Below are 25,883 nucleotides of genomic sequence, written 5' to 3'. Positions count from 1 at the left end.
GAATACAAATGGACTTTAAAAAAACGATTCTTTGGGCTGTGTTTTCGCTGTCGGGTCTGATGCTATACAACAATTGGCAAGTTCATGAGGGCAAGCCATCTATGTTTGGTGGGCCATCTAATGTTGCCACCACTAGCAATACAACAAATACGGCAAAGGTTGATACGCCAGCCGCCATATCGGGATCGCCTGCATCTCAAGTTCCTGGTGCAAAGCCTGCCGCAATTGAAAATGCTCAACAGTATGTATTGGAAAACGATTTAATTTCGCTAGAAGTAAGCGGTGCCGGCGCTAATGTTGTGCAAGCTAAGCTATTAAAAGAATTAACGGCCGATCAAAAGCCTGTAGAAATTTTTAGACACACACCAACCCATACCTATGTTGCTCGCTCTGGCTTGGTTGCCATGGGCAACGCAGACCTACCCAACCATACCAGCATGTTTAAGTTGGATAAATCTGGCAAAGATGGATCCGGTCGACCATTCTTGGTGCTCTCTAGTGAGCGCGGTGGTGTGAAGTTAGAGAAAACATTTATTCTCAATCCTGGAAGCTATGACATCTATGTTGGTCACCGCGTTACTCGGCTTGCTGCAAACGGCGCACCTTTAATTCTCTATACAGAAATCATCAGAGATGGGTCTGAAGAGGCAAAAATTGGGCCGTTTGGTGGCGCCTTCTCAGCCAGCACCTTTACTGGCCCCGCTATTTATACCGATGGCGACAAGTTTAAGAAGATCCCATTTGCTGATATCGAGAAAAACAAATTTACTCCCCCCGCGCAAATTCTCGCTGGTCAACCTGGTTGGGTTGCAATGGTTCAGCACTACTTTGCCAGCGCGTGGATCCCGGACGACAAATTCTCTCGTGATATCTACTCTGGAAAAATCGATAGCGGCCTATATCGCGTTGGTATCCAATCTCAGCTGGGAGCGGTAGCGACGGGCGCAACCATTACAGCAAACGCACAATTGTTTGTAGGCCCACAAGAAGAGCGCATGCTAGAGCGTATTGCTCCAGGGTTTGAGTTGCTAAAAGACTATGGTTATTTAACTATTTTGGCAAAACCCATTTTCTGGTTGCTCGAGCACATCCATAACATCGCCGGCAACTGGGGCTGGTCAATCATCTTGCTAACCATTTTGATTAAGTTGGTGTTTTTCCCATTATCAGCTGCAAGCTATAAATCAATGGCACGCATGAAGGAAGTGCAACCACGTTTGATGGCGATGAAAGAGCAATTTAAGGGTGATCCACAAAAACTCAATCAAGCCATGATGGAAATGTATCGAAAAGAAAAGATCAATCCATTGGGTGGTTGTTTGCCGGTTGTGATTCAGATCCCTGTGTTTATTTCTTTGTATTGGGTATTGCTGTCATCGGTTGAGATGCGTGGGGCGCCATGGATTTTGTGGGTTAAAGATCTTTCAGTGCCCGATCCATATTACATTTTGCCGGTAATCATGGCGATATCCATGTTTGTTCAAACCAAATTAAACCCAACGCCACCCGATCCTGTTCAAGCCAAGGTGATGTTATACATGCCGATTGTTTTTTCGATCATGTTTTTCTTCTTCCCTGCCGGCCTAGTTTTATATTGGGTTACCAACAATTTGTTATCAATTGCTCAACAATGGCAAATTAATAAATTGTTTGGTAAAAAAGTCGCGAAATAATTCCTTGCTGGCCTAATAGTTCAGCAAAAAGCATAGCAATGATGACAAGAAAATTGCCTATCATTGCTGTTGCAACTGCGCCAGGCAAAGCGGGGGTTGGTGTTGTTCGCATCAGCGGAGAAAACCTTGCCCCCATCATTCAGGCGCTTTTCCAAAAGATACTTAACCCACGTCAGGCCAACCTTCTGAAATTACGAGATGCCGATGGGCAGCTCATAGATCAATTGCTGGCAATTTATTTTGCAGCGCCGGCTTCCTTTACTGGTGAAGATGTTTTGGAGCTTCAGTGTCATGGTGGACCACACCTGCTCGAGCTAGTAATGAGGCGCTGTCTTGAGTTGGGCAAAAAGGAGGGTTTGGTTATTGCCGACCCAGGTGAATTCACTCTCCGGGCATATTTAAATAACAAGGTTGATCTGGCTCAGGCCGAAGCTATTGCTGACTTGATCGACGCTCAAAGTGAGGCTGCAGTGCGCGGTGCAGCCCGCTCATTGCAGGGTGTTTTTTCTGAAAAGATCAATGGTCTAGTCGAAGAGATTACTCAACTGAGAATCTTGGTGGAGTCGACATTAGATTTTCCTGAGGAAGAGATTGAGTTTTTAGAGAATGCACAAGCGCGCGAGCGTTTGGCTGCCGTAAAAAATAAATTGCAATCATTGCGGGCTGGCGCCAAACAAGGAAAGATATTGCGCGACGGCATACAACTTGTATTGGCGGGCGCACCCAATGTTGGAAAAAGCTCTCTACTTAATCAGCTTGCTGGCGAAGAGGTTGCTATTGTTACGCCAATTGCAGGAACCACGCGCGATAGAGTAAAAGAAAGCATTCAGGTCGAAGGTGTGCCAATGCACATCATTGATACGGCAGGGCTTCGCCACACAGCTGATGAAGTTGAGGTTAAGGGTATTGAGCGCACATGGGAGGCAATCCGCTTGGCTGACCTCGTCATTTTCCTCACCGCCCCCGGGCATGACACAGATTCTGATGATTTAAGGCAGCAGATTATGAAATCCCTTCCCTCCGGGTGTCCAATACTGGAGGTGCTCAATAAGTCTGATTTGTTGGGGGATGATTTAGCGCCGAAAACAGGTGATAAGATCTTCATTTCTGCCAAAACAGGCTTCGGAATAGATGAGCTTAAACAGAAAATCCTAATGCTGGTGGGGTGGAATGGCCCTCAGGAGGGCGCCATTGTTGCCCGAAGAAGACATTTAGACTGCCTAGAGCGTGCGGCAGAACATATTGAAAAATCAGAACAATTCGCTGCAAATGGCAACAATTCGCTTGAATTGTTCGCAGAAGAGCTATTTTTAGCCCAAAATCATCTTGGCCAAATCACTGGAAAATTGCTTCCAGACGATCTTTTAGGAAAAATATTTAGCCAATTTTGCATCGGTAAATAAGAGATTTTTGGCGTCAGTGGTGGAAAGCCAAATATGACCGAAATGTTAAAATTGTCGGAATAAAGAATTTAATTTTCATAGGGAATCATATGACTTCAACAACGACCGGCCAGATCAATGTCAATGCGCCTGCTTACGTCAAAAATAAGCGCCTCATTGAGTGGGTTGTACAGATTGCTACACTGACTAAGCCCGATGCAATTCACTGGTGTGATGGATCACAGGCTGAGTACGACGAGCTGTGTGAGTTATTGGTCAAGGCTGGTGTATTTAAGCGTCTTAATCCAGCAAAGCGCAAAAACTCATTCTTGGCTTTGTCTGATCCTGAGGATGTGGCGCGTGTTGAAGACCGTACTTTTATTTGCTCGGCCAAGAAAGAAGATGCGGGCCCAACTAATAATTGGGTAGAGCCAAGTGAAATGCGTGCAACCCTACAACCCTTGTTTGATGGTTGTATGCGTGGGCGCACCATGTATGTAGTGCCATTCTCTATGGGCCCAATTGGTTCCCCAATTGCACACATTGGCGTTGAATTATCAGACAGCCCCTATGTGGCAATCAATATGCGTTTAATGACACGCATGGGCAAAGCGGTGATTGATCAGCTTGGTGCGGATGGTGAGTTTGTTCCCTGCATCCACACTGTTGGTAAGCCATTGGCTGCCGGCGAAAAAGACGTTGCATGGCCTAACAATAAAAACAAATATATTGTTCACTACCCAGAAACCCGCGAAATTTGGTCTTTTGGTTCTGGTTACGGCGGTAACGCTTTGTTGGGTAAAAAGTGCTTTGCATTGCGCATTGCTTCGAATATGGGTCGTGACCAAGGTTGGCTTGCCGAGCACATGTTGATTCTCGGTGTGACATCACCAGAGGGCAAGAAGTATCACATTGCTGCTGCATTCCCATCCGCTTGTGGAAAAACAAACTTCTCCATGATGATTCCTCCAAAAGGATTCGATGGTTGGAAGGTTACTACTATTGGTGACGACATTGCTTGGATTAAGCCACGTAAAGATCCGGTTACCGGCAAGACCCGCTTGTTTGCGATCAACCCTGAATCTGGTTATTTTGGTGTTGCCCCAGGCACAAACCGTCAAACCAATCAAAACTGTATTGATTCTTTAAATCAAGATGTGATCTTTACTAACGTTGGTTTGACTGATGATGGCGATGTTTGGTGGGAGGGTTTAACCGAAACCCCTCCTGCACACTTGATCGATTGGCAAGGTAAGGACTGGACTCCGGCTGACGGAGCAGCGGGCCGTAAAGCAGCCCATCCAAACTCACGCTTTACTGTGGCAGCAACCAACAACCCAGCTGTTGATCCTAAGTGGGATGATCCTGAAGGCGTTCCAATCGATGCATTCTTGTTTGGCGGTCGTCGCTCGAACACGGTTCCATTGGTTAGCGAAGCACGGGATTGGGTTGAGGGTGTATACATGGCTGCAACCTTGGGTTCGGAAACTACCGCCGCAATTACCGGTCAAATCGGTGTTGTGCGTCGTGACCCGTTTGCAATGATTGCTTTTGCTGGTTATAACATGAGCGATTATTTCCAACACTGGCTCAATATCGGCAAGAAGCTAGAGGCAGAAGGCGCTGTATTGCCCAAAATCTATTGTGTGAACTGGTTCCGCAAAGATGAGAATGGCAAATTTGTTTGGCCTGGCTTTGGTGAGAACATGCGCGTTTTGTCTTGGATCTTGGATCGAGCCGAAGGTAAAGCAAATGGCAAAGAAACTCCATTTGGTATTACTCCTGAATATAGTGATTTGCACTGGGGTGGCCTAGATTACTCTGCTGATAAATTCGCGAAAGCAATCAACGTTGCTGTGGATGATTGGAAAAACGAATTAAAGCTTCACACAGAGTTGTTTGATCACCTTGGTGATCGTTTGCCTAAAGAGCTGAAAGATACTCGTGCAAAGATTGAACAACGTTTGAATGCTTGAGCAGTGAGTACCAAGTAGTAACTAACGCTTCACATAGAAAGTATTTATGACCAAACCCCAACACCATGAGATCGTGGTGATTGGGGCCGGCATTTGCGGTGCAACTATCGCAAATGAACTATTTGAGCGCGGCAAATCTGTCTGCGTTATTGATGCCTCTTCTTCCCCGGCGAGCGCCTGTTCAAGACACGCTTATGCAATTGCACATCCCCACATTGGTAAAGGCTCTCCCCGTTTACTGCGTCTAACACGCCTAGCTTTTTTGCTTGCTGAGGCTCGGTGGGGAGAGGTTTGGCGGGCACATGGCATTTTTCAGCCGACTAAAAAAGATAGACTATTTAATTCCGAAGAAGTATCGGCGCATTTGTACTCTCTCGATCTAAAAGAAGACATTGCAATTGCCCTTGATGAACAGCAGGCACAAGAAATTTGTGGCATTCCTCAAAGCGGTGTATGGATGTCTCGGGGCGCCTGTCTCAATTTGCTTGAGGCTAGCAAGCAATTGCTGCATGAACGCGAAGGGCTGACTTGTCTTTGGAATAGACGGGTTGTCAAAATCGATGAGCGCAATGGAGCACGGTTTTTATTGGATAACGCAGACCAAGTCATTGCCTCTACAGATAAGCTTGTGATTGCGGCGGCCATGGATAGTAAGGCATTAATTAATAGTCTTGGCGTGCGTTTGCCTTTAAAGCCCGTTCGTGGACAGCTCAGTATTTTTTCTATTAATTCAGATGACGCATGGGTAGAAAAATTACCCAAGGTGGGAATATCGGGCGATGGATATTGCTTGCCTGCAGAGCAACTTACAGATGGCAGTTATCGCTGGATAGTGGGCTCTAGCTTCGATGAAGGCGAAGATGATTTGCTGCCAAGGGCAAGTAGTGATGACTTTAATGGAGAGCAGGCGAAGAGGTTGGTGGATTACCCCGCTGGTGACATCAACTCATTGAAAAAAAGTGGGGAGTTTGTGGGCATTCGTTGTGTCGCTGGAGATCGTCTCCCCATCATCGGCGCCCTAACTCAGCGACCAGGAATTTTCTTGGCAACTGCTTTAGGTTCAAGGGGAATCTTGTGGTCAGCCCTAGCGGCTAAGCTCATTACTGCTCAGCTACTAGAGGATGATGTTGCTTTGCTTGCACGCTTAGGTTTTGCTGCAGACTTGGTGGCTGCGCTTGCGCCAGCGCGTTTCTTGGCTGGAGCCTTGGCTGAACCAGGGGCTTTGGCTTCAAACTCAAAACCAATTTTGCCGTCTGAACCAAGGGCCAAGTAAGCTTTAAAGCCGCGTCCAGTTCGATTGGATTTGAAGTTGGTGAGCAAATCTGTTTTGCCTTCTTTGAGCAACTTTTGAATTTGCTCGCCAGAAACTTCTTGTTGCAACACCACCTTGCCCGTTTTGAAGTCGCACGATTTTGCGGGCCTAGTGTTGTTCTCACAAACATAGCGCATGCCATCTTCATAGACTGCGCCAGAGCATTTGGGGCAGACGCCTAGAGCTTGACGCCCGGTGAAATCCACCGCTTCAGTCTCGTCATCTTGGGCGTTACCAAAATCAAACTCTAGCTTAAATCCGGCATTCGGATAGTCTGCATCATCTTCAGGAATTTCACTCAGCTTGATGATGGCTGCAAACGGGCGACCCATTTTGCTGCGAAAGCCTTGCAGTGGGCCAATCGTTTTTTCTCGCAATAACTCTTCGACTTCTGGATACTCAAATGCGCGGCCACCGGGGGTTTTACTAATAGTAAATCCACACTTTTCACAGGCGAAGCGACGATAGTTCTCTTTTACCAGACCTTTGCAGTGAGGGCATGGGGTGGTCATCGTGGCATAGTCACCCGGAATGGTGTCACTGTCATATTCTTTGGCACGCTTCACAATTCGTTGTGTCATTTGTGCAATTTCTTGCATGAAGGTATCCCGGTTCATCTTGCCTTGCTCAATGAGCGACAGCTTGTTTTCCCAGCTACCAGTGAGGTCGGGGCGTGTGAGCTCTTCAACATCCAGGCCGCGCAAAAGCGTCATGAGTTGAAACGCTTTTGCAGTGGGAATGAGTTCACGTGCTTCGCGCACTATATATTTTTCTGCCAATAGGCCCTCGATAATGGCTGCGCGCGTTGCGGGGGTTCCCAACCCTTTTTCCGCCATAGCCTCACGCATTTCATCATCATCAACCCACTTTCCAGCGCTTTCCATTGCGGAGAGTAAAGTGGCTTCGGTATAGCGCGCAGGTGGCTTGGTTTTTAAGGGTAGCGCAACAACGGCTTCGGTTTGTACAGATTCACCTTCTTGAACGGGCACCAGCTCATCGTCTGCTTGATTGAATTTACCGTAGACAGTAAGCCAGCCAGGGTTCACTAGGACCCTACCTTCGGTTTTGAAGTGGTGACCAGAGACTTCCGTAATGCGGGTGGTGACTCTAAATTCTGCAGCAGGATAGAACACAGCTAAGAAGCGACGCACCACCAAGTCGTATAACTTGGCCTCTGGCTCGCTCAAGCTTTTTGGCGTCTCTAGGGTTGGAATGATCGCAAAGTGATCAGAAATTTTGGAATTATCAAAGATACGTTTATTGGGCTTGATCCACCCATACCCTGATTTTGCTTTTGGATCCTTTGGGTCGCCTTGCAAAATTTGTTTAGCAAATGGACGGTACTCTTGCGAATGTTCGGCAAGATTCTCCATAGTTTGTTTGACGGTATCTAAATAATCTTCCGGAAGTGCTTTTGCATCAGTACGGGGATAGGTCAATACCTTGTGACGCTCATAGAGTGCTTGAGCAAGCCCCAGCGTATTTTTTGCAGAAAAACCAAAACGAGCATTAGCTTCACGCTGCAAGCTGGTCAAGTCAAATAGTTGCGGAGCTAACTGTGTTGCTGGTTTAGCCTCTTCGGTTACGTTGCCCTTCTTGCCTCGACAAGCGGCCACAATACTTTGGGCTGCGGCTTCGCTCCATAGGCGGTTTTCGCGAGCATCGGGCTCGGTAATATCCTTCTTAAATTTCGGATCAAACCAGCGACCTTCATATATACCAGCGGCGGCAATGAACTCCGCTTTTACCTCCCAATAATCCTTGGAGACAAATTTGCGAATCAGTTCCTCACGCTCAACAACAATGGAAAGTGTGGGGGTCTGAACACGACCAACTGTGGTGAGAAAAAAGCCACCACTTTTGCTATTGAAAGCGGTCATTGCACGAGTGCCATTAATGCCCACAAGCCAATCTGCCTCTGAGCGGCAGCGTGCAGCATCTGCTAGAGGCTGCATCTCGTCATCGGTGCGCAAACTGGCAAAGCCATCACGAATAGCCGCTGGTGTCATCGACTGCAGCCACAAACGTTTAACGGTTTGAGATGCTTTTGCATGTTGCGCAATTAATCTAAAAATCAACTCGCCTTCTCGTCCAGCATCACAGGCATTGATCAAAGAGGTAATGTCTTTACGTTTGATGAGTTTTTGTAAAACCTTGAGGCGAGATTCGGTTTTAGCAATTGGGCGTAAATCAAAATAAGGGGGGACAACCGGTAGGTTGGCAAATGACCATTTGCCACGTTTGACGTCATACTCCTCTGGTGCCGCAATCTCTAATAGGTGACCAACTGCTGATGAAATAACAAAGTCATCATTTTCAAAATAGTCTTCATATTTAGTAAAACCCCCTAAGGCCTTCGCAATGTCGTTGGCTACCGATGGTTTTTCAGCAATGATCAATGCCTTTAGGTGATCCACAGAGGTAGTCTTGGAACTGCTTTTGGTAGATGCTTTAGCCACGCGTTTGCCTAAATTTGAGTCTGAATTAATGTCTTTAATGTCAAAAAATGAGGGTCAAATAAGCAAAATCAAGATTTGGCTTATAGCCACCCCCTTTTTTATTATCAACCGATAAATCTAGAAAAGTCCAAAAAAGCCCTTTTTTAGGCTTTGGCAAAGCCTAAGCAGGAAGTAATTCCGCTCCAAAATCTGCTTTTAGGTAACCTTAAATGAGGTTTTTGGGGAAAATAAGCTCCTCCAGGACATCTTTTGGGTTTCGAACCAGCTTGGCGCCCTGTTGTATGAGCTGGTGGCAACCCCAAAAATGAGGGTCATGAATGGGCCCTGGGAGGGCAAAAACCTCTCTTCCTAGTTCAGCAGCAATGCGGGCGGTGATTAAGGAGCCAGATCGTTCGGCGGCTTCAATGACAACAACCCCAAGAAGAGGGCAGCAATAATTCGATTGCGCCGTGGGAAGTGAAAGGGCTTTGGCCCAACCCCCAGAGGGAGCTCAGAGATTAAAAGCCCTTGGTGACTAATTGCATGGGCTAACCCTAGATGCTCTTTTGGATAAACGATATCTATGCCCGTTCCGCAAACCGCTGCAGTAGGGTGCTTTCGCCCCAAACCTAAGGCAGCCCTGTGAGCTGCCCCATCAATTCCTCTGGCTAACCCTGACTGTGAAAGGCTTTGGGCAAACAGAGAGGAGTTTTGTAGCCCCTGAAGGCTGGCCTCGCGCGACCCCACAATTGCAATCATGGGCTGTTGCAAAGCTTTTTCATCGCCGCAAATATAGATATAGTCTGGCGGGTCGTAGAGATCTTCAAGCCGAACCGGGTAACTTGCATCTCCGCGTTTAATTTTATTAATGAGGGGTCTGGAGGTGGTCATGATTGCCAAACATTTTCAAGGCCAGGGAAATTGCGGCAATCGGGACAGGTTTATTGCACTGTTGGATAATTCATACATGGCTTTATTAAATGTCCTTTGCTATCCAGATCCGCGTCTGCATACGGTTGCTAAACCCGTAGAGCAGGTGGATGCCCGCATTAAAAAAATTGTGCAAGACATGGCAGACACAATGTATGACGCTCCAGGCGTTGGCTTGGCTGCAACACAAGTGGACATTCACGAGTGCATTGTGGTGGTTGATATCTCTGATGATCAAAATGAATTAATGGTATTCATTAATCCAGAAATTATTTGGGCAAGCCCTGAGAAAAAATCATGGCGCGAAGGTTGTCTTTCGGTGCCTGAGTTTTATGATGAAGTTGAGCGGCCAGCACAAATTCGAATAAAAGCCCTAGATCTAAATGGAAAAGAGTTTGAGTTAGATGCGGATGGTTTGCTCGCAGTATGTTTGCAACATGAACTAGACCATCTAAAGGGTAAGGTATTTGTCGAATATTTGTCGATCTTAAAGCGCAATCGTATTGCTCAAAAAATGAAAAAGCGCGCCAAAGAATTGTTGGGACAGCGCTAAGCGCCTTGAATGAAAATTGTATTTGCTGGAACTCCCGAATTTGCGGCGCAAGCAATGCGGGCTATCTATGACGCGGGCCATGAAATTGTCTTGGCTTTAACTCAACCTGATCGCCGAGCCGGGAGGGGCATGCATCTTCAAGCTAGCCCTGTGAAAGCATTTGCTTTAGAAAAAAATATTCCTCTACTGCAGCCCATAACCCTGAGGCGCAACATAGCAGATCCTGAAAAAAAGTTGCAAGCTGAAGATGCATATCAGCAACTTTCTGAGCTTGAGTTTGATGCCATGGTGGTAGTTGCTTATGGCCTTATATTGCCCCAAGAGGTTTTAGATATCACTGAGCGGCCAGGTAGGCATGGGAGCTTTAATATTCATGCTTCTTTATTGCCTCGTTGGCGTGGCGCTGCGCCAATACAGAGAGCAATTGAAGCTGGAGATGCAAAAACAGGCGTGTGCATTATGCAAATGGATGCAGGCTTAGATACGGGCGATACAGTCTTAGTTGCCGAGCTTGAAATTACAAAACAAGAAACCAGCGCAAGTTTGCATGATCGACTGGCTCAGCTAGGTGCTAACTTGATTGTTGAAACGCTGAGCGCTTTACAAGCGGGTGAAAAAATAATGCGCACACCACAAGCGACTATTGGCACTACTTATGCAGAAAAAATCTTAAAAAGTGAAGCCGAGCTCGATTGGTCTGCCGATGCGCCAGTGCTTGATCGTCGTATTCGCGCTTTTAATCCCTTTCCTGGAGCCAGCAGCAAGATGAATGGCGAGGTGCTAAAGCTATGGGCTTCCTCAGTTGCGGAATTGCAGGCTCCTCGTGTCGCTAGGCCTGGAGAGGTATTGGGATTTAGTGACAGGGGTGCCTATGTGCAGTGTGGCAATGGCGTGCTAGAAGTGTTGGAGATGCAAAAGTCCGGTGGCAAGCGAATGGATGCAAAAACATGCTTGCAAACATTTCATGCTACCGAAAAATTATTTTTTTCATAAAAGGCGGAGCTTTTCAGCTTCGTGCAAAATCTTTTGGTAGATCAAAAAACATCTCACAGTCTTCCGCTTTCCGAAGCAATCACGATTGCAGCGCAAGCAATCAGCGAGGTGATGAGTGGCAGGTCACTCACCGAGGTATTGGAGCAGCTAGATTCTCATGAGAGGCCTATTGTTCAGAGCCTCACTTTTGATGCCCTTCGCAAGTGGGTACGCTCTCACGAATTGATTAAACAATTTATTCCCAAGACACCACCGCCGGAAGTTGACCATCTCTTAAGTGTTGCTATTGCATTATTTGTGCGAGATGGCTCTGATAGCAAGCCATATGCGACGCACACCATTGTTGATCAAGCGGTGCAGGCCTGCAACCAATACGACAAGACGATGTATGCAAAGGGTTTGGTAAATGCTGTGTTACGCAAGATTAGTTTAGCGTTAGAACCAGCCCCAGGAAAGCCCTCTTATCCGCCCGATCCAATACCAATGTTTGTGCCGGCTTGGTGGCGTGCCAACTTAAAGCGCAATTACTCAAAGGTTTGGCAATCGATTTTGTTTTCTCAAGCAAAACGCGCACCGTTAATTTTGAGGGTAAATCAGCGCCAATATTCTCGAGAGCAGTATCAGGCGCTTTTGCTTGATGTGGGTATTGCATCTGAAAAGATTGAATCTGTAGCGGGAGTTGCTTTGCCATCAGCATTGCGGATATCAATACCGGCACCCGTTTCAGATTTGCCGGGTTTTTATAGTGGCGCAGCCTCTGTGCAAGATGCGGGAGCACAATTAGCCGCCATTTTGCTAGATCCTCAACCAAGTGAATTGGTCTTAGATGCGTGTGCTGCTCCAGGGGGTAAAACTGCTCACATCTTAGAGTTGGCCGACTGTCAGATGCTTGCGCTCGAACTAGATGGGGCGCGACTTGGAAAAATTGGCGGCAACCTAGATCGACTGCGGCTTCACTCTGAACGCGTCAAAATTCAGCGGGGGGATGCTTCAAAAGGTGCTTGGTGGGATGGTGTTCTATTTGACAAAATTTTGCTTGATGCCCCTTGTTCTGCTTCTGGAATCGTCTCTCGGCATCCAGACATTCCATTTTTGCGTCGTGAGGCTGATATTCAGTCCTTACAACTTAGGCAGCGCGAAATACTGAATCAAGCCTGGAGAATGTTAAAGCCAAGCGGAACCCTTTTATACGTTACCTGCTCGGTATTTCCCGAGGAGGGGGAGGGGCAGGCCATTTGGTTTGCTGAGCAACACAGCAATGCGGTACGATTAGGCGCTCCGGGACAACTTTTGCCCACAGAGGTCAATGACGGTTTCTACTATGCTTTGTTTAAGAAAAATGGGCCATGAGCCAAAGAATTAAGCAATTCATCTTTTTGGGTTTGATGGTGTTGGGAATATTCACAACACCAGTGAGCGCTGAAGGAATCAAGATTAAATCCTTTGAGTTGGAGAGGATTGATAGCGACTGGTTTTTAAATGCAGCTTTTCAAATTGAACTCTCTCCCGGTTTAGAAGATGCCGTTCAAAAAGGGGTTGTACTTTATTTCCAAACAGACTTTGATTTATCGCGCTCGCGCTGGTACTGGTTTGATGAAAAACCACTACTTGCACATAGGCAAACCCGTCTTTCCTATCAGCCATTGACGCAGCAATACCGCATTGCTTCAGAGGGCTTCACTTTTTCTGCAAAGTCATTATCGGAGGCCCTTCAAGCCGTAGGAAGTGTTGGTGGATGGCGTGTCATAGATGGCGGACAGGTTGATGCAAGCAAAACCTATACTGCTGGTTTGCGAATGAACTTAGACTTGAGCAAATTACCAAAACCGTTTCAAGTAAATGCCCTAAATAATCGCGATTGGAACGTCTCAAGCGATTGGTTGTATTTTCCTTTTTCCCCAAGCGGATCTAATTTTATTAAGCGATGATAGGGGCGATAGGCACACCAATGTCCAGCTTTTTTGAATCAAAAGTTTGGCGCAAAAAATTACTACCGATAGTAATCGGTTTGATTGGTGCTTTTGCTCTTTTGCTTTTAGCGCTTTTGCTATTAGCCTCATCAAACACGGCTTTTTTTGATCGCTACTTTATTTGGTTATATGCGGCCAATGTGGTGATTGGAATTTGCTTGACTTTAGTGATTTTGACTTTGGTTGTAGTGATTGGGGTACGCTGGTACCAGGGCCGTTTCGGAACTCGCCTAATTGCTAAGTTGGCAATGATTTTTGCATTGGTAGGAATTGTGCCAGGACTTATTTTGTACGGCGTTTCTTTGCAATTCGTGTCACGAAGCATTGAAACTTGGTTTGATGTACAGGTCGAGTCTGCGCTGAACTCCGGCCTAGAGTTAGGGCGTGTAACCTTACGAATAGCTCAAGAAGAGATCTTGGGCGAAGGCAATTTTATTGCTGAACAAGTGGCGCAGGTTCCCTCCGGCACCAGTTCCGAACAAGTTGGCGCCATGGTCATGAAGATCCGCAACCAGTTTGGGATTCAAGAAATTACCCTTTTTAATATGCAACGGGAAATGCTCTTCACGAGTGAGCCAAAAGCAAAAAACTATTTGCCCCCTCCCGATGGAAGTCAAGTTGCTGAGGCTTTTGAAAAGAAGGGGCTTACCTTTTTAGATCAGGTGGAGCTTGAAGGCGGCCAGCATGGTTATCGCATTCGGGCGATTGTGCCGATTGTCCGTAAGAGGGGTGCGCAGACAAGGCCAGACCAAAACAAGGAAGTGGACGATAAATACTTTTTACAACTGGTTCGCTATATTCCCGTTCCGCTCGCAAAAAATATTTTTGCAGTTGAGACCGCTTACAGCGAATATCAAGAGAAATCTTTGGGGCGCGCAGGCTTGCGCAAAATGTTTGTGGGAACCCTAACACTCACCCTTTTCTTTGCCTTATTTGTGGCGGTGATCTTGGCGCTACTATTGGGCCGTCAATTGGCTCGACCATTATTAATGTTGCTAAGAGGTACTCAGGCAGTTGCACAAGGTGACTTATCGCCAAAACCAGAGCTCGATACCGGTGATGAGCTGGGGATGCTAACGCAGCAATTTAATGTGATGACGCGTCAGCTTGCCGATACCCGTACCTCTTTGCAAGAATCAAAAGCGTTTTTGGAGAAGGTTCTTGGTAGCTTGACGGCTGGTGTATGCATTTTTGATACAGAGTACAACATTGTTTCTAGTAATGCTGGGGCAGATCGCATTTTTGCGCAGGATTTAACCCTGTTGGATGGCAAGCCTTTAAGTAGTAACGTAGCCCTTGCAGAGTTTGAGGAGGCCGTCAAAGAAGGCTTTGCAACGATGAGTCTGGGGGCTGGCAATCAAACTTCGGCATCTATCCCGCAGGCTTCCCCGGTTTGGCAAAAACAAGTTCAACTTCACACGACCAATGAATTTGAAAATGATCCGGGGGCTACTTTATTTGTCCGCGGCACTCAGTTAACTGCAGATTTACGAATGGTAGTGTTTGATGACATTACGGATGTGGTGAGCGCTCAAAGATCAATTGCGTGGAGCGAAGTAGCAAGGCGCTTGGCCCATGAAATTAAAAATCCGCTGACTCCAATTCAGCTTTCTGCTGAGAGACTGCAACACAAGCTTGCAGGTAAATTAAGTCCCGAGCAAGAAGAGATGATTAATCGCAGTACTGAGACAATTATTGGTCAGGTTCAGGCGATGAAAGAAATGGTCAATGATTTTAGGGATTTTGCTAAAACACCAACACCACAGCTAAAGCCAGTTTCAATTAATACGCTGACAAGCGAAATTCTGGGTCTTTATGAGGGCAGCCCATTGGTGACTCAGCTGGATGATCGTTGTCCAAATATCATGGGCGACTCCACACAATTGCGGCAAGTTATTCACAATTTGCTCCAAAATGCCCAAGACTCAACCTTGGAGGGCGCTCGCCAGAACGCGCCTGTGGAGGTAAAAACGGAGCTTGTCCCATATGGCGAGCAAAATGGCGTGAAGCAAAGCGCAGTCCGTTTGACAATAAGTGATTCTGGGGTTGGATTTCCAGCTAAGATATTGGCAAGAGCATTTGAACCTTATGTCACATCCAAGACAAAAGGCACGGGATTGGGCTTGGCAGTCGTAAAGAAAATTATTGATGATCACGGCGCCAAGATAGAGATACGAAATCGAATGCAGGGAGACGAAGTGATTGGTGCGCAAGTTTCAATTTTGTTTATGAATTTAGCAAAAGAGGCAGCCTAAGCATGGCTAGTATTTTGGTTGTTGATGATGAGATGGGGATTCGGGAGCTTCTCAATGAGATTCTCACGGATGAGGGTCATACTGTTTACGCAGCTGAGAGCGCGATACAGGCCAGAACCATTCGCGAGCAAATGCGGCCAGACTTGGTTTTGTTGGATATTTGGATGCCTGATACTGATGGCATTACTTTGCTCAAAGAATGGTCCAAAACTGGGCAGCTCACAATGCCTGTAGTAATGATGTCTGGACATGCAACGATTGATACTGCCGTCGAGGCCACGCGCATCGGCGCCCTCAATTTTTTAGAAAAGCCTATTGCCCTGCAAAAACTACTCAAGACGGTTAATAAGGCACTAGAGAGCTCGCCAAAATATATTGAGCCCCAGGGAGAGAAAGTAGTTCAGTCTGGCGCTTCCGCAAGCCCTTCGCCAAAACAACAGAGTAGCGAAGTTGCTATCCCAGCAGCCGAGGCTGAGTACATCGATGGAATTGCAAAGACCTACTTTGATCTTCCATTGCGGGAGGCAAGAGATCTGTTTGAAAAAGCCTATTTTGAGCGTCAAATGCAAATTATGGGCGGAAGTATGACCAAGATTTCCGAGTACACGGGATTAGAAAGAACCCACCTGTACCGTAAACTGAAGGCTCTAGGTATCGATACCTCACGCAACAAGGGCGAGCAATAATCCTTAATCCAGTACTCGCATAAGCATAGACAGCCGTGCGTCACGAGATTTTGGCACAGTGATCAATTATTACTGCCATCTTATTTGTCTGCCATTTTGGAATTTTCTCCATGGAAATTAAAGTCAACTTTCTCGATAAGCTTCGTCTTGAAGCTAAGTTTGACGACTTTACGGTAGTTGCCGATCAGCCCATTCGCTATAAAGGCGATGGCTCTGCCCCTGGTCCTTTTGATTACTTTTTGGCCTCATCGGCTTTATGTGCAGCGTATTTTGTGAAGCTGTATTGCGAAACACGCAACCTATCTACTGAAAATATTCGCCTCTCACAAAATAATATTGTTGATCCTGAAAATCGGTATCAACAGATTTTTAAGATTCAGGTTGAGTTACCAGAAGAAATATCTGCAATTGATCGTCAGGGTATATTGCGCTCAATCGAACGGTGTACTGTTAAGAAAGTTGTTCAGGCAGGCCCAGAGTTTGTTATTGAAGAGGTAAAAAACTTAGATGCTGATGCACAGGCTCTCTTAACCCTAAAACCAGAGGCAGAAAGCAAAACCTATATTGTTGGTAAAGACTTATCGCTAGAGCAAACCATAGCCAATATGTCGCAAGTGTTGGCTAATCTCGGAATAAAAATTGAGATTGCCTCTTGGCGAAACATTGTTCCCAATGTCTGGTCTTTGCATATTCGCGATGCTCATTCACCGATGTGCTTTACTAATGGCAAAGGATCCACCAAAGAGAGCGCCCTTGCATCAGCTTTAGGCGAATACATTGAGCGGCTTAGTAATAATCACTTTTATGCGGGCGCTTTTTGGGGCGAAGAGATTGCCAGTGCAGCATTTGTCCATTATCCAAATGAGCGTTGGTTTGAGCCTGGTAGCGATGATGCTTTGCCACCAGAAATTTTGGATGAGTATTGCCTAGCAATTTTTAATCCCGATGGTGAATTGCGTGTTTCTCATTTGGTCGACACCAATTCTGGGAATGTTCAGCGTGGAATTTGCGCTTTACCCTTTGTGCGTCATTCAGACGGCAAGGTGGTTTATTTTCCAAGCAATCTGATTGAAAACTTATATGTCAGTAATGGCATGAGCGCAGGCAATACATTGGCTGAGGCTCAAGTTCAGTGTTTATCTGAAATATTTGAACGAGCAATTAAGCGCGAAATCATTGAGGGCGAGATTACGCTACCAGATGTTCCTCAGGATGTACTTATTAAATACCCAAGTATTTTGGCTGGTATTCAGGCATTGGAAGAGCAAGGTTTTCCAGTGCTAGTGAAGGATGCGTCTTTAGGAGGGGTGTATCCAGTAATGTGCGTTACCCTCATGAATCCACGCACAGGAGGTGTGTCCGCCTCATTTGGCGCCCACCCTAATTTCGAGATTGCTCTGGAGCGAAGCTTGACGGAGCTACTACAAGGAAGAAGTTTAGAGGGTTTAAATGATTTGCCGCCACCGACCTTTTCAAGCGAGGCAGTGACCGAACCGAACAATTTTGTTGAACACTTTATTGATTCAAGCGGCATTGTATCGTGGCGTTTCTTTAGTGCTAAATCGGACTATGATTTTGTTGAATGGGATTTTTCAAGCAAAGGCAAAGACTCCAATAGTCTTGAGGCAAACACTTTGTTTGGCATTCTTCAGGAGATGGGCAAAGAAGCGTACATTGCTGTTTATGATGAGCTTGGAGCGACTGCCTGCAGAATTTTAGTGCCCGGTTTCTCTGAGATTTATCCCGTCGAAGACCTTATTTGGGATAACACCAACAAAGCCCTATTGTTTCGATCCGATATTTTGAATATTTTCAATTTGAATGATTTAAGCCTGAAAGCATTACTGGATCGATTAGAAAATAATGAACTAGATGAATACGGCGATATCGCAACCTTGATCGGCATCGAGTTTGATGAGAACACTGTTTGGGGCCAGCTGACGGTTTTAGAGCTCAAACTATTAATTCATCTTGCGCTCAAACAATTTGATGAAGCAGCTGAATTGGCTGGGGCCTTTTTGCAATACAACGACAACACGGTTGAGCGCAAATTGTTTTATCAGGCATTGAGTGCTGTGTTGGAGGTGTTGCAAGACGAGGATTTAGACATCAATGACTACCTCCCTAATTTCCGCCGGATGTTTGGCGATGAAAAAATGGATGCGGTCATGGGGTCAGTTGAGGGGCGGGTGCGTTTTTACGGCCTCACCCCAACCAGCATGAAACTGGAAGGCCTTGATAGGCACCATCGTTTGATGGATAGCTATCGAAAGCTCCATGCAAGCAAGGGCTAAGGCTTGGCCCCCAATAAATGACTGATATTGGCTATAGATACCCCATTTTTGGGCCAATTGGCACTTTCATTTACAATTCAGAGTCTTGGCCTGGTAGCTCAGTCGGTAGAGCAGAGGATTGAAAATCCTTGTGTCGGTGGTTCGATTCCGCCCCGGGCCACCAAGAAACAAATAGTGCCCCGCTTCGTGCAGGGCATTTTTTTGGTCGGGCGGATGAGTCTTTTAGACTAAATGAAGTTCAACTCTCTTGCCCAGTGCCGCCGCATACTTTCTTAGGGTAGTTAGGCTTGGGGAATGTTTGCCGGTAGCCAAAGAGCTTTCTAATCTAGCAATAGCGGGGGTTTGCGTCCCCATCTTTTTTGCTACTTGCGCTTGCGTTAATCCAGCCTCTTTTCTTGCCGCAAGAATCTCATCAAGAATCGCAAATTCAGTACGGTCAAGCTCTTTCACCGCGGCTTTTACGGCGGGCTTCTTAAGCATCTTACTTACCATTTGTTTATGAGTAAGCATTTTTGTTTTCTTCCGTGTTGTCATTTTCTCCACTCCTTCATGCGAGCTTTCGCAATCTTCAATTCTTTCTCAGGCGTCTTTTGAGTTTTCTTAATAAAGCTATGAAGCATCACTATTTCCTGCTCCACCATCGTACAAAAGAAAACCCGAGCGATACCTTAAGCCCCTTTAAGTCTTAATTCAAATAAGCCACCGCCAAACGAATCGGTATGAGGCAAGCCTAAACTTGGCCCATGCTCAATCATTCGTGAGGTCAATCCAATATAGCGAGCTTGAAGCGTGTCGGGAAGATTCATGATGTCCTCCTGAACCTGCTCGCTGTAATAAAGGATGGAATAGCTCATTCGTGTATGTTAACAAATTTGTTAACATTGGGCAAGACTAAATTCTCTTTTAAAACGACAGTCTAGGGGCAAGATTGAAAATCCTTGTGTCGGTGGTTCGATTATGCCCCGGGCCACAAAGAAATACCAAAACCACCTTCGGGTGGTTTTTTCATATTAAGCCTTTATGATTTGCATATGAAATTTTATCTTTCCGAATATATTGGTACAGCCCTCTTGCTGGCAATTGTTGCTGGCTCAGGAATTATGGGCGAGACCTTGGGCGCTGGTAATGCCGCTGTAGCTTTACTAGGCAACAGTATTGCTACAGGTGCCGGCTTATATGTCTTGATTGGTTTGCTGGGACCCATTTCTGGCGCTCACTTTAATCCTGTTGTGACTTTAATGTTTTGGAAACTAGGTCATCTCAATCTAAAAAAGATGTTGGGTTATTGGGCTTGTCAATTCACCGGCGCTATCGTTGGTATTTGGTTAACACACTTAATGTTTAGCCTACCTATCATTCAAGAGTCAACAAAGGTTAGAGCTGGGTTTGGTATTTGGACGAGTGAATTTATATCAACACTCGTATTGCTTATCGTGATTCGCGTTGGTGATAAGGAAGCTAAGGATCGTGTGCCCATGCTTGTTGCCCTAACAGTCACAGCAGGCTATTGGTTTACTTCATCCACTTTCTTTGCCAATCCTGCGGTTACCTTGGCTAGGAGCTTCACAAATACATTTGTAGGAATTGCACCATCAAGCGTTTTTGGATTTATGCTAGCGGAAGTATTGGCGGCTTTAGTGATCGTTGGAATGCTTTCTTTTTCAAAACAAAAGTCTTGAGTTAAAGCTTGGCAATCTCAGCTTTGGTCAATTGCACTTTTGACCATCTTAAGGCACCAAAACCACCTTTAGGTGGTTTTTCATTTGATTCTTCCCTAATCGAAGTTTAGTGACGCTATGAGCTTTACTACCCAGTTATCGCTCACCGCTGTAACGCCTTTGCCCACACCGATATTAAATGTAGATTTCCCACACTTAGTATCCATCACTAGGTAAGCTGTATTAGGTTGTTGTGCACTGCTATATAAGCCTTGAATGGGAAGATTGTCTGCGTAATACTCAACGCCAATATCAGTAGATGGAGTCAGTCCATAAGCTAATTTTGCCGATGGTGAAAAAGTAACGGTGCTATTGTTATTCAGAGTGACATCAATACTTGGGTTGATGGTAAATCGCCAGTCTTGAAGTTGTACAGCAAGAATGGGAGTTAGTTCATAAAAGCTCGTTTCATTTCCGCCAACATCTTTGATGTGGTTGATCTCATTCTTAACTCCATAGTGCCACAATCCCTCTTCATCGTGCGTTGGTATGTACATATGGCTGATCTTGCCGCCGTTTACATAGCTAACACCGTTGTAGTTACTGAGGTAGACATTGGCTCCAACTTCGCTCCTTTGAGTAATGCCATACCCATACTCCAGTCTTGTTTGAAAGACATTAGTTTTCAGACCCTGTGAGGCGGGAGCTTGAAAAAGGTTTGTCTCAATTTCGTAGGCTGAATGCTGGTAATCGGCAATGAGTTCATCGTGAACCTTAATCTTAAAAGGCGCTGCTATCACTAGGCTGCAAAATTGGCATATGAGGCAAAGCGCAAATTTCAAAAAGCGGACTAAGAGACGAAATACGGTCATTTCGGCACTATATAGGATCGATATGAAATTTTTTTAGAAACGACAAGACTTTACAAGAGTTGAATCCCAAAGTTTTTCATTAGCAGAGCAAACAAGCTAAAGCAGATTGCTGTTACAAAAACGCTTGAGCCCATCGTCATCCAAAAACCTATCTTTGGAAGCAAGTATGGGAATAACAAGAACATAGGTAATGTTGGAATTACATACCAAAAAGTGTAATAAGCATGGTTAGAAATTTTTCTTCCGATTGGTTTTCAATAAACAACCAAGTGAGTGTTAGCAAAGTCATCAGGGGTAGTGCCGCAATGAAGCCGCCCATCTTGTCGCTTCGCTACTTCGCTAATGAATACCACCATTCCAGCAGTGAGTAGGTATTTCGTAATGATCCAAGCCATGATTTAACAAAAGTATTAAAAAGGAATAAAATGAATTATGCGTCGGATTTGTATGTTTTTGTGCCTCTCGCTTTTCGTAAGTCTTATTCATGTGGGCAGTATTCCTGCTTCTATTGAAAAGGCGGGTCAAGCTCATGCTCAGCATATTGTGAAGCACGATTGCCATCCTCAAGCAGATAGCAAGATGGATAAGTCACATACAACAAACCACCAAACACACCACCAGTGTTGTGTGGGCGTCGTAGCAAACTTATCTACAAGCCAATATATACAGCCTGATTTCTCAAATCACTTTATTTCTTTGGTGTCCCAACTTATCGTTGAGGCAGATCCCAACCATATCTTTAAACCTCCAAGACAGATTAGTTAATTTCGCATTTACTAATTTTTGTGGCGCATTGCCACCGTTATTCTTTGGAGAAATCTTATGAACATGACTCACTACATGGAGTTATTGGCTGTTAACCAGCCTTGGAATTTAATTATTTTTATGGCTATCCCAGTCATCTTGGCTGAGTCATTGGCTATTACTAAGCTGTACTTGCTATTTACTCGTAAGTTTGATGGCGCTGTGTATTATCTCAATCGCTTTGCTGGTATTGCAGTAGGCATCTATTTTATTGGCATCATTTATTACATCATGACCAATGCCGTCATTCCAATCACTAAAGCTGGTGAATGGAGAACTATCGTTGATCCGATTGCGGTAGGTAGTTATGTGATTGCGGGCTTGCCTTTAATTTGGATTGCCCTACAGGAGTTTGGTTTAGTTAATCGAGCCTTAGATCAAATGGGTAAGCTAAAGATTCATGCGATCTGCGTGGCTTTGTTCTTGGTGTTTGGACATATTGCGATGATTGCTGGCATGGTGGATCCAAGCATTCTTGGCTATAAAGGTGCAAGCGCTCATCAAATGAGCTCAGGCCCTGATGATCATGAGTTTTGCCATCCGGAAGAGCACGAAAAGATGATGAAACAACATCAACAAATGATGGGCAATATGCCTTCTAATCAAATGCCTATGGGTGGTGGCCAAATGCCTATGAATAATCAAGGACACAATCATTAAGGCAATATTGGTATTATCAGTACTGTCCCCCAGGAAACATTAAAACCACCTTCGGGTGGTTTTTGCTTTCACCACTCCAATTGTTTTATACCCTTGCGCTAGTCGATGTCATTTTGAATGACAAAACTTAAGTATTTCTTAATATTCAACGGCTAAATTAATCACATGGAGGGATTTATGAGATTAATTAATAAAACTATAGGCGTTTCCTTAATTGGACTGTTCACGGTAAATGTGTGGGCTATTGATGCTGTTTCATTAGAAAAACAGTACGCATCCGACGCCCACCAATCCGCCTCCTCAGTAAGAGGTGAAAAGTTTTTTACCGGCAAACAAGATAAAGATTGGAGTTGCGCCACATGTCATGGATTTCCTCCTACTAAAGACGGTAAGCATGCCTCTACAGATAAATCCATTAGCCCATTAGCCCCAGCATTTAACCCAAAAAGATTTACAGATGAGGCAAAGGTAAACAAGTGGTTCAAGCGCAACTGCAATGATGTGCTTGGACGCGAATGTTCTTCATTAGAAAAGGCTGATGTTATGGCCTATCTAAATTCACTCAAATAGGTGGCTTAAGAGAAAAATATATCAATTCTTGTTATTGCTCACTGTCTCAGCTAATGCTCTAGCCGATGTAAATGTGCCTAGAGTAAAAATTCCTGAAAAAGTACAAGCTGAATGTGCTTCATGTCACATGGTTTATCAACCATCACTTCTTCCACAAGAGTCGTGGGTAAGAATCATGAATAGCTTAGGTAAGCACTATGGGGTTGATGCTTCACTTGATCCTCAGTCAACAAAGGAAATTACTAAGTGGCTAACCGATAATTCTGGAGCAAGTAGAAAAACTTCTATTGCCCCGCCAAATGATCGAATTACAGAATCATCATGGTTTGTAAAAAAACACCGAGAAATTGATCCAAAAACATGGTCAAACCCAAAAGTTAAAAGTAAATCTAACTGTATGGCTTGTCATACAACAGCCGATAAAGGTAACTACAACGAAGATTTTGTGAGGATTCCAAAATGATCAATGAAATTAGAAAAAGAATGCTGGTATGGGATTCCCCGCTATATGTGAGCCACTGGATATTGGCGCTGTGCTTTGTGGGAGCAATTCTTACTCAAGAAAGTGAACAATTTAGGCTTGTCCATGTTACCTTGGGATATACGATGTTGGGTATTGTTGGCTTTAGAGTAATTTGGGGATTCATCGGCTCTAAATATGCGAGATTCTCCACGATCAAACCTCGTTTTCTAAAGGTTCATGAAAACATTAAAGCTATTCTATCTGGTGAGAGACAGGCATTGATGGGGTTGAATGCCATTGGTTTTTTGGCCGCTTATGTATTGATGTTTTTGGTCCTATTGGTATCGGCTACCGGCTATTTAACTTTTAATGAAATAGGACCCGAACTGATTAGCGAGCTACACGAGTTAGTAGGCAATGCGCTCATAGCGGTTGTTGTAGTTCATGTGGGCTCAATTTTATTAAATGCTTTGTATCACTACTTACAAAAAAATAATTCAACAGCTACTTCAAAGATGAGTGTAATAGTTGTTAAGGCGAGAGCCTATAAGTGGGTAACAGTAATAATCTTGTTACTAATGATTTATTTTTGGGTATTCAATTTAGAATTTGGTAATGAGAGTACTTTTAGCTGAGGATGACAAAAATTTAGGCAATGCGCTTAAGCAAGGCTTGATCCAACATGGGTTTCAAGTGGATTGGGTGCGAGATGGTGAGGCGGTATCGTATGAAATTAAAAACACAAACTACACTGCACTAATCTTAGATATTGGTTTGCCATTTAGAGATGGTTTTTCTGTATTAAAAGAAATTCGCTCTGATGGTATCCAATTGCCCGTGCTACTTTTGACTGCTCAAGATGGGGTTGACAGTATTACTCAGGGCTTAGATTTGGGTGGTGATGATTATGTTGTAAAGCCTGTGGCTCTTGAAGTCTTAGCGGCAAGGTTGAGGGCAATCATTAGGCGATCTGAAGGTGTTAGCAAGAATGAAATTAAAGTTGGAAGGCTAATGTTGAATCCTTTGTCATATCAAGCACAACTTGATGGCCAAGAACTAGATTTGTCCAAAAAAGAATTCTCTTTGCTGCATGCGCTAATACTTTCTTCTAATAGAGTTTTAACAAAAACTCAGTTGGAGGACCAGTTATATAGCTGGGGTCATGAAGTCGAAAGTAATGCTTTAGAAGTTCATATTCACAACTTGCGAAAAAAAATTGGTTCAGACTTAATTCAAACCATTCGTGGCGTTGGCTACCAATTCAGAGGCTAGTTATGGGCTCTAAAACATTTTCTTTAAAAAATCGCCTACTAGTCCTGATCATTGGTTGTATTACCATTATTTGGATTGGAACTTCAATATTGGTTTGGTTTGATGCCAAGAATGAATTAGAAGAAATTTTCCATAAGATTATCGAGCACCATATTTCAATTGATCAGCTAACCCATGAAAAAGATGAGTTGTTAAGTGATTTGTTGTGGGGGCTAATATGGCCATTAATTATTGGGTTGCCAATCTTAACTGTAATTGTTTACACCATCGTATATTGGGCAAGCTCATCTATCTTTGTTTTACAAAGAGCCATATTTGATAGAACGCCTGAATCTCTAGAGCTTATTGAAATATCAGGACTCCCTGAGGAGATATCACCCCTTGTGGATGAGCTCAATGAACTGCTATTGAGAGTCAAAAAATCCATAGAACATGAAAAGCGTTTTACTGCGGATGCGGCGCATGAACTAAGAACACCATTGGCTGCAATTAAAGCGCAAGCAGAAGTGATTAAGCTTAAAAAAGAAATTAAAGAAGATGCCTTGGATAACTTAATTGAGGGATGTGATCGAGCGAGTAGATTAATTGAGCAATTGCTAGCGTTATCAAGGGTTGAAACATCTAAAGAAGTATTTGATCGTTATGCTATTAGCATCTCTGATTTTGTTACAAAACAGATAGCGAATGTATACCCTAAAGTTGAGTTAAAACACCAACAAATTCAATTTATCGAAGAAGGTGCTTATCAGGTCAATGCTAATGAAGCTCTTTTAAGTATTGTGGTTAGAAATCTTTTAGATAATGCAATTCGTTACTCTCCTTCAAATGGCCAGATTGATGTATCTGTAATTCAACAACATGGACATGTGTATCTATCTATTGAAGACAGTGGCGTTGGATTAACTAATGACCAAATCAAAAAACTTGGTGTTCGATTTCAGCGTATTGGACAGCATGATTCAGCTGGTAGCGGTTTAGGTTGGTCGATTATTAAAAAGATTGCGGATGTGCAGAATTTATCTATCAGTGTATCTAAGAGTCCTCAATTGGGCGGCTTGCTGGTGTCCATAAAATTTCCTTTATGACACATAAATGACAAACTTGGTTGGTATTATTGTCAAT

General features: G+C 44.5%; 21 protein-coding genes, 1 tRNA gene and 5 pseudogenes. 21 read left to right on the top strand and 6 right to left on the bottom strand.

The window, feature by feature from the left end; all coding sequences use genetic code 11:
- Nucleotides 1-8: 8 nt before the first annotated feature.
- The 4 genes and pseudogenes from yidC to DXE33_RS10250 all read left to right on the top strand — a co-directional run.
- Nucleotides 9-1,673, top strand: a complete 1,665-nt coding sequence (yidC, locus tag DXE33_RS07860) for a membrane protein insertase YidC (protein WP_114639391.1) — start codon at nucleotides 9-11, stop codon at nucleotides 1,671-1,673.
- 41 nt (nucleotides 1,674-1,714) lie between these two features.
- The gene (gene mnmE, locus DXE33_RS07855) at nucleotides 1,715-3,076 is read left to right on the top strand and encodes a tRNA uridine-5-carboxymethylaminomethyl(34) synthesis GTPase MnmE (protein ID WP_174222324.1); all 1,362 of its coding nucleotides are present in this window, start codon (nucleotides 1,715-1,717) and stop codon (nucleotides 3,074-3,076) included.
- An 89-nt stretch (nucleotides 3,077-3,165) separates the two neighbouring features.
- Nucleotides 3,166-5,031 carry a phosphoenolpyruvate carboxykinase (GTP) gene (locus DXE33_RS07850; protein WP_114639389.1) on the top strand — a complete coding sequence of 622 codons (1,866 nt, stop codon included), beginning with the start codon at nucleotides 3,166-3,168 and terminating at the stop codon, nucleotides 5,029-5,031.
- A gap of 46 nt (nucleotides 5,032-5,077) precedes the next feature.
- A pseudogene (locus DXE33_RS10250) lies at nucleotides 5,078-6,079 on the top strand (FAD-dependent oxidoreductase); the annotation flags it as partial.
- A 59-nt stretch (nucleotides 6,080-6,138) separates the two neighbouring features.
- Here DXE33_RS10250 and DXE33_RS07840 read toward each other — a convergent pair.
- Both DXE33_RS07840 and dprA read right to left on the bottom strand, forming a co-directional pair.
- Entirely contained in the window at nucleotides 6,139-8,802 is a 2,664-nt protein-coding gene (locus DXE33_RS07840; protein ID WP_231970442.1) for a DNA topoisomerase III, read from the bottom strand.
- A gap of 205 nt (nucleotides 8,803-9,007) precedes the next feature.
- Nucleotides 9,008-9,672, bottom strand: a pseudogene (dprA, locus tag DXE33_RS07835) (DNA-processing protein DprA).
- 76 nt (nucleotides 9,673-9,748) lie between these two features.
- Here dprA and def point away from each other — a divergent pair.
- From def to DXE33_RS07795, 9 genes and pseudogenes are all read left to right on the top strand, one after another.
- Nucleotides 9,749-10,264 carry a peptide deformylase gene (gene def / locus DXE33_RS07830; RefSeq protein WP_231970496.1) on the top strand — a complete coding sequence of 172 codons (516 nt, stop codon included), beginning with the start codon at nucleotides 9,749-9,751 and terminating at the stop codon, nucleotides 10,262-10,264.
- Between the two features lie 9 nt (nucleotides 10,265-10,273).
- Entirely contained in the window at nucleotides 10,274-11,257 is a 984-nt protein-coding gene (gene fmt, locus DXE33_RS07825; protein ID WP_114639386.1) for a methionyl-tRNA formyltransferase, read from the top strand.
- A gap of 21 nt (nucleotides 11,258-11,278) precedes the next feature.
- Nucleotides 11,279-12,607, top strand: a complete 1,329-nt coding sequence (gene rsmB / locus DXE33_RS07820; RefSeq protein WP_231970441.1) for a 16S rRNA (cytosine(967)-C(5))-methyltransferase RsmB — start codon at nucleotides 11,279-11,281, stop codon at nucleotides 12,605-12,607.
- The gene (locus DXE33_RS07815) at nucleotides 12,604-13,185 is read left to right on the top strand and encodes a DUF4390 domain-containing protein (protein WP_114639385.1); all 582 of its coding nucleotides are present in this window, start codon (nucleotides 12,604-12,606) and stop codon (nucleotides 13,183-13,185) included. The genes rsmB and DXE33_RS07815 overlap by 4 nt, the downstream gene beginning before the upstream one ends.
- A gap of 20 nt (nucleotides 13,186-13,205) precedes the next feature.
- Nucleotides 13,206-15,482 (top strand): sensor histidine kinase, encoded by a 2,277-nt coding sequence (locus DXE33_RS07810; protein WP_231970440.1) that lies wholly within the window; start codon nucleotides 13,206-13,208, stop codon nucleotides 15,480-15,482.
- Between the two features lie 2 nt (nucleotides 15,483-15,484).
- Nucleotides 15,485-15,830: pseudogene (locus DXE33_RS10730) on the top strand (response regulator); the annotation flags it as partial.
- 155 nt (nucleotides 15,831-15,985) lie between these two features.
- Nucleotides 15,986-16,168 (top strand): annotated as a pseudogene (locus tag DXE33_RS10725) (helix-turn-helix domain-containing protein); the annotation flags it as partial.
- A gap of 110 nt (nucleotides 16,169-16,278) precedes the next feature.
- Nucleotides 16,279-18,462 carry an OsmC domain/YcaO domain-containing protein gene (locus tag DXE33_RS07800; protein WP_114639382.1) on the top strand — a complete coding sequence of 728 codons (2,184 nt, stop codon included), beginning with the start codon at nucleotides 16,279-16,281 and terminating at the stop codon, nucleotides 18,460-18,462.
- A gap of 87 nt (nucleotides 18,463-18,549) precedes the next feature.
- A tRNA-Phe gene (locus DXE33_RS07795) sits at nucleotides 18,550-18,625 on the top strand.
- 59 nt (nucleotides 18,626-18,684) lie between these two features.
- On the opposite strand, the gene DXE33_RS07790 is transcribed toward DXE33_RS07795, so the two are convergent.
- Nucleotides 18,685-18,972 carry a helix-turn-helix domain-containing protein gene (locus DXE33_RS07790; RefSeq protein WP_114639770.1) on the bottom strand — a complete coding sequence of 96 codons (288 nt, stop codon included), beginning with the start codon at nucleotides 18,970-18,972 and terminating at the stop codon, nucleotides 18,685-18,687.
- Between the two features lie 20 nt (nucleotides 18,973-18,992).
- Nucleotides 18,993-19,268: pseudogene (locus DXE33_RS09865) on the bottom strand (type II toxin-antitoxin system RelE/ParE family toxin).
- A gap of 225 nt (nucleotides 19,269-19,493) precedes the next feature.
- Here DXE33_RS09865 and DXE33_RS07780 point away from each other — a divergent pair.
- The gene (locus DXE33_RS07780; RefSeq protein ID WP_114639381.1) at nucleotides 19,494-20,141 is read left to right on the top strand and encodes an aquaporin; all 648 of its coding nucleotides are present in this window, start codon (nucleotides 19,494-19,496) and stop codon (nucleotides 20,139-20,141) included.
- A 95-nt stretch (nucleotides 20,142-20,236) separates the two neighbouring features.
- Here DXE33_RS07780 and DXE33_RS07775 read toward each other — a convergent pair whose 3' ends face one another.
- Both DXE33_RS07775 and DXE33_RS10770 read right to left on the bottom strand, forming a co-directional pair.
- Entirely contained in the window at nucleotides 20,237-20,992 is a 756-nt protein-coding gene (locus tag DXE33_RS07775; protein WP_162785434.1) for a hypothetical protein, read from the bottom strand.
- Nucleotides 20,993-21,246: 254 nt separating this feature from the next.
- Nucleotides 21,247-21,387: a hypothetical protein gene (locus tag DXE33_RS10770; RefSeq protein ID WP_331851809.1), complete on the bottom strand. Its 141-nt coding sequence runs from the start codon at nucleotides 21,385-21,387 to the stop codon at nucleotides 21,247-21,249.
- Between the two features lie 37 nt (nucleotides 21,388-21,424).
- Between DXE33_RS10770 and DXE33_RS09635 the strand changes: the two genes are divergently transcribed.
- From DXE33_RS09635 to DXE33_RS07740, 7 genes are all read left to right on the top strand, one after another.
- Nucleotides 21,425-21,757: a hypothetical protein gene (locus DXE33_RS09635; protein ID WP_162785433.1), complete on the top strand. Its 333-nt coding sequence runs from the start codon at nucleotides 21,425-21,427 to the stop codon at nucleotides 21,755-21,757.
- A gap of 57 nt (nucleotides 21,758-21,814) precedes the next feature.
- Nucleotides 21,815-22,456, top strand: a complete 642-nt coding sequence (locus DXE33_RS07765) for a DUF6803 family protein (RefSeq protein ID WP_197712014.1) — start codon at nucleotides 21,815-21,817, stop codon at nucleotides 22,454-22,456.
- A gap of 177 nt (nucleotides 22,457-22,633) precedes the next feature.
- Nucleotides 22,634-23,026, top strand: a complete 393-nt coding sequence (locus tag DXE33_RS07760; RefSeq protein ID WP_174222301.1) for a DUF1924 domain-containing protein — start codon at nucleotides 22,634-22,636, stop codon at nucleotides 23,024-23,026.
- Between the two features lie 28 nt (nucleotides 23,027-23,054).
- Entirely contained in the window at nucleotides 23,055-23,489 is a 435-nt protein-coding gene (locus DXE33_RS07755) for a diheme cytochrome c (protein ID WP_231970439.1), read from the top strand.
- Nucleotides 23,486-24,124: a cytochrome b/b6 domain-containing protein gene (locus DXE33_RS07750; RefSeq protein ID WP_114639377.1), complete on the top strand. Its 639-nt coding sequence runs from the start codon at nucleotides 23,486-23,488 to the stop codon at nucleotides 24,122-24,124. Before DXE33_RS07755 ends, DXE33_RS07750 begins: the two co-directional genes overlap by 4 nt.
- Entirely contained in the window at nucleotides 24,105-24,761 is a 657-nt protein-coding gene (locus tag DXE33_RS07745; RefSeq protein WP_114639376.1) for a winged helix-turn-helix domain-containing protein, read from the top strand. Before DXE33_RS07750 ends, DXE33_RS07745 begins: the two co-directional genes overlap by 20 nt.
- A gap of 2 nt (nucleotides 24,762-24,763) precedes the next feature.
- Nucleotides 24,764-25,846, top strand: a complete 1,083-nt coding sequence (locus DXE33_RS07740) for an ATP-binding protein (protein ID WP_114639375.1) — start codon at nucleotides 24,764-24,766, stop codon at nucleotides 25,844-25,846.
- Nucleotides 25,847-25,883: the final 37 nt, after the last annotated feature.

This window comes from Polynucleobacter necessarius, from assembly GCF_900096765.1.
GTDB lineage: Bacteria > Pseudomonadota > Gammaproteobacteria > Burkholderiales > Burkholderiaceae > Polynucleobacter > Polynucleobacter necessarius_F.
The sequence above is the reverse complement of the archived record's forward strand: the minus strand, read 5'-3'. Positions and strand labels throughout refer to the sequence as shown.

What these genes read in the sequence shown, in the direction of transcription:
- yidC (WP_114639391.1), top strand. Translation starts at nt 9, where the DNA reads ATGGACTTTAAAAAAACGATTCTTTGGGCTGTGTTTTCGCTGTCGGGT.
- mnmE (WP_174222324.1), top strand. Translation starts at nt 1,715, where the DNA reads ATGACAAGAAAATTGCCTATCATTGCTGTTGCAACTGCGCCAGGCAAA.
- DXE33_RS07850 (WP_114639389.1), top strand. Translation starts at nt 3,166, where the DNA reads ATGACTTCAACAACGACCGGCCAGATCAATGTCAATGCGCCTGCTTAC.
- def (WP_231970496.1), top strand. Translation starts at nt 9,749, where the DNA reads ATGGCTTTATTAAATGTCCTTTGCTATCCAGATCCGCGTCTGCATACG.
- fmt (WP_114639386.1), top strand. Translation starts at nt 10,274, where the DNA reads ATGAAAATTGTATTTGCTGGAACTCCCGAATTTGCGGCGCAAGCAATG.
- DXE33_RS07815 (WP_114639385.1), top strand. Translation starts at nt 12,604, where the DNA reads ATGAGCCAAAGAATTAAGCAATTCATCTTTTTGGGTTTGATGGTGTTG.
- DXE33_RS07810 (WP_231970440.1), top strand. Translation starts at nt 13,206, where the DNA reads ATGTCCAGCTTTTTTGAATCAAAAGTTTGGCGCAAAAAATTACTACCG.
- DXE33_RS07800 (WP_114639382.1), top strand. Translation starts at nt 16,279, where the DNA reads ATGGAAATTAAAGTCAACTTTCTCGATAAGCTTCGTCTTGAAGCTAAG.
- DXE33_RS07790 (WP_114639770.1), bottom strand. Translation starts at nt 18,972, where the DNA reads ATGCTTACTCATAAACAAATGGTAAGTAAGATGCTTAAGAAGCCCGCC.
- DXE33_RS07780 (WP_114639381.1), top strand. Translation starts at nt 19,494, where the DNA reads ATGAAATTTTATCTTTCCGAATATATTGGTACAGCCCTCTTGCTGGCA.
- DXE33_RS07775 (WP_162785434.1), bottom strand. Translation starts at nt 20,992, where the DNA reads ATGACCGTATTTCGTCTCTTAGTCCGCTTTTTGAAATTTGCGCTTTGC.
- DXE33_RS10770 (WP_331851809.1), bottom strand. Translation starts at nt 21,387, where the DNA reads ATGGCTTGGATCATTACGAAATACCTACTCACTGCTGGAATGGTGGTA.
- DXE33_RS09635 (WP_162785433.1), top strand. Translation starts at nt 21,425, where the DNA reads ATGCGTCGGATTTGTATGTTTTTGTGCCTCTCGCTTTTCGTAAGTCTT.
- DXE33_RS07765 (WP_197712014.1), top strand. Translation starts at nt 21,815, where the DNA reads ATGAACATGACTCACTACATGGAGTTATTGGCTGTTAACCAGCCTTGG.
- DXE33_RS07760 (WP_174222301.1), top strand. Translation starts at nt 22,634, where the DNA reads ATGAGATTAATTAATAAAACTATAGGCGTTTCCTTAATTGGACTGTTC.
- DXE33_RS07750 (WP_114639377.1), top strand. Translation starts at nt 23,486, where the DNA reads ATGATCAATGAAATTAGAAAAAGAATGCTGGTATGGGATTCCCCGCTA.
- DXE33_RS07745 (WP_114639376.1), top strand. Translation starts at nt 24,105, where the DNA reads ATGAGAGTACTTTTAGCTGAGGATGACAAAAATTTAGGCAATGCGCTT.
- DXE33_RS07740 (WP_114639375.1), top strand. Translation starts at nt 24,764, where the DNA reads ATGGGCTCTAAAACATTTTCTTTAAAAAATCGCCTACTAGTCCTGATC.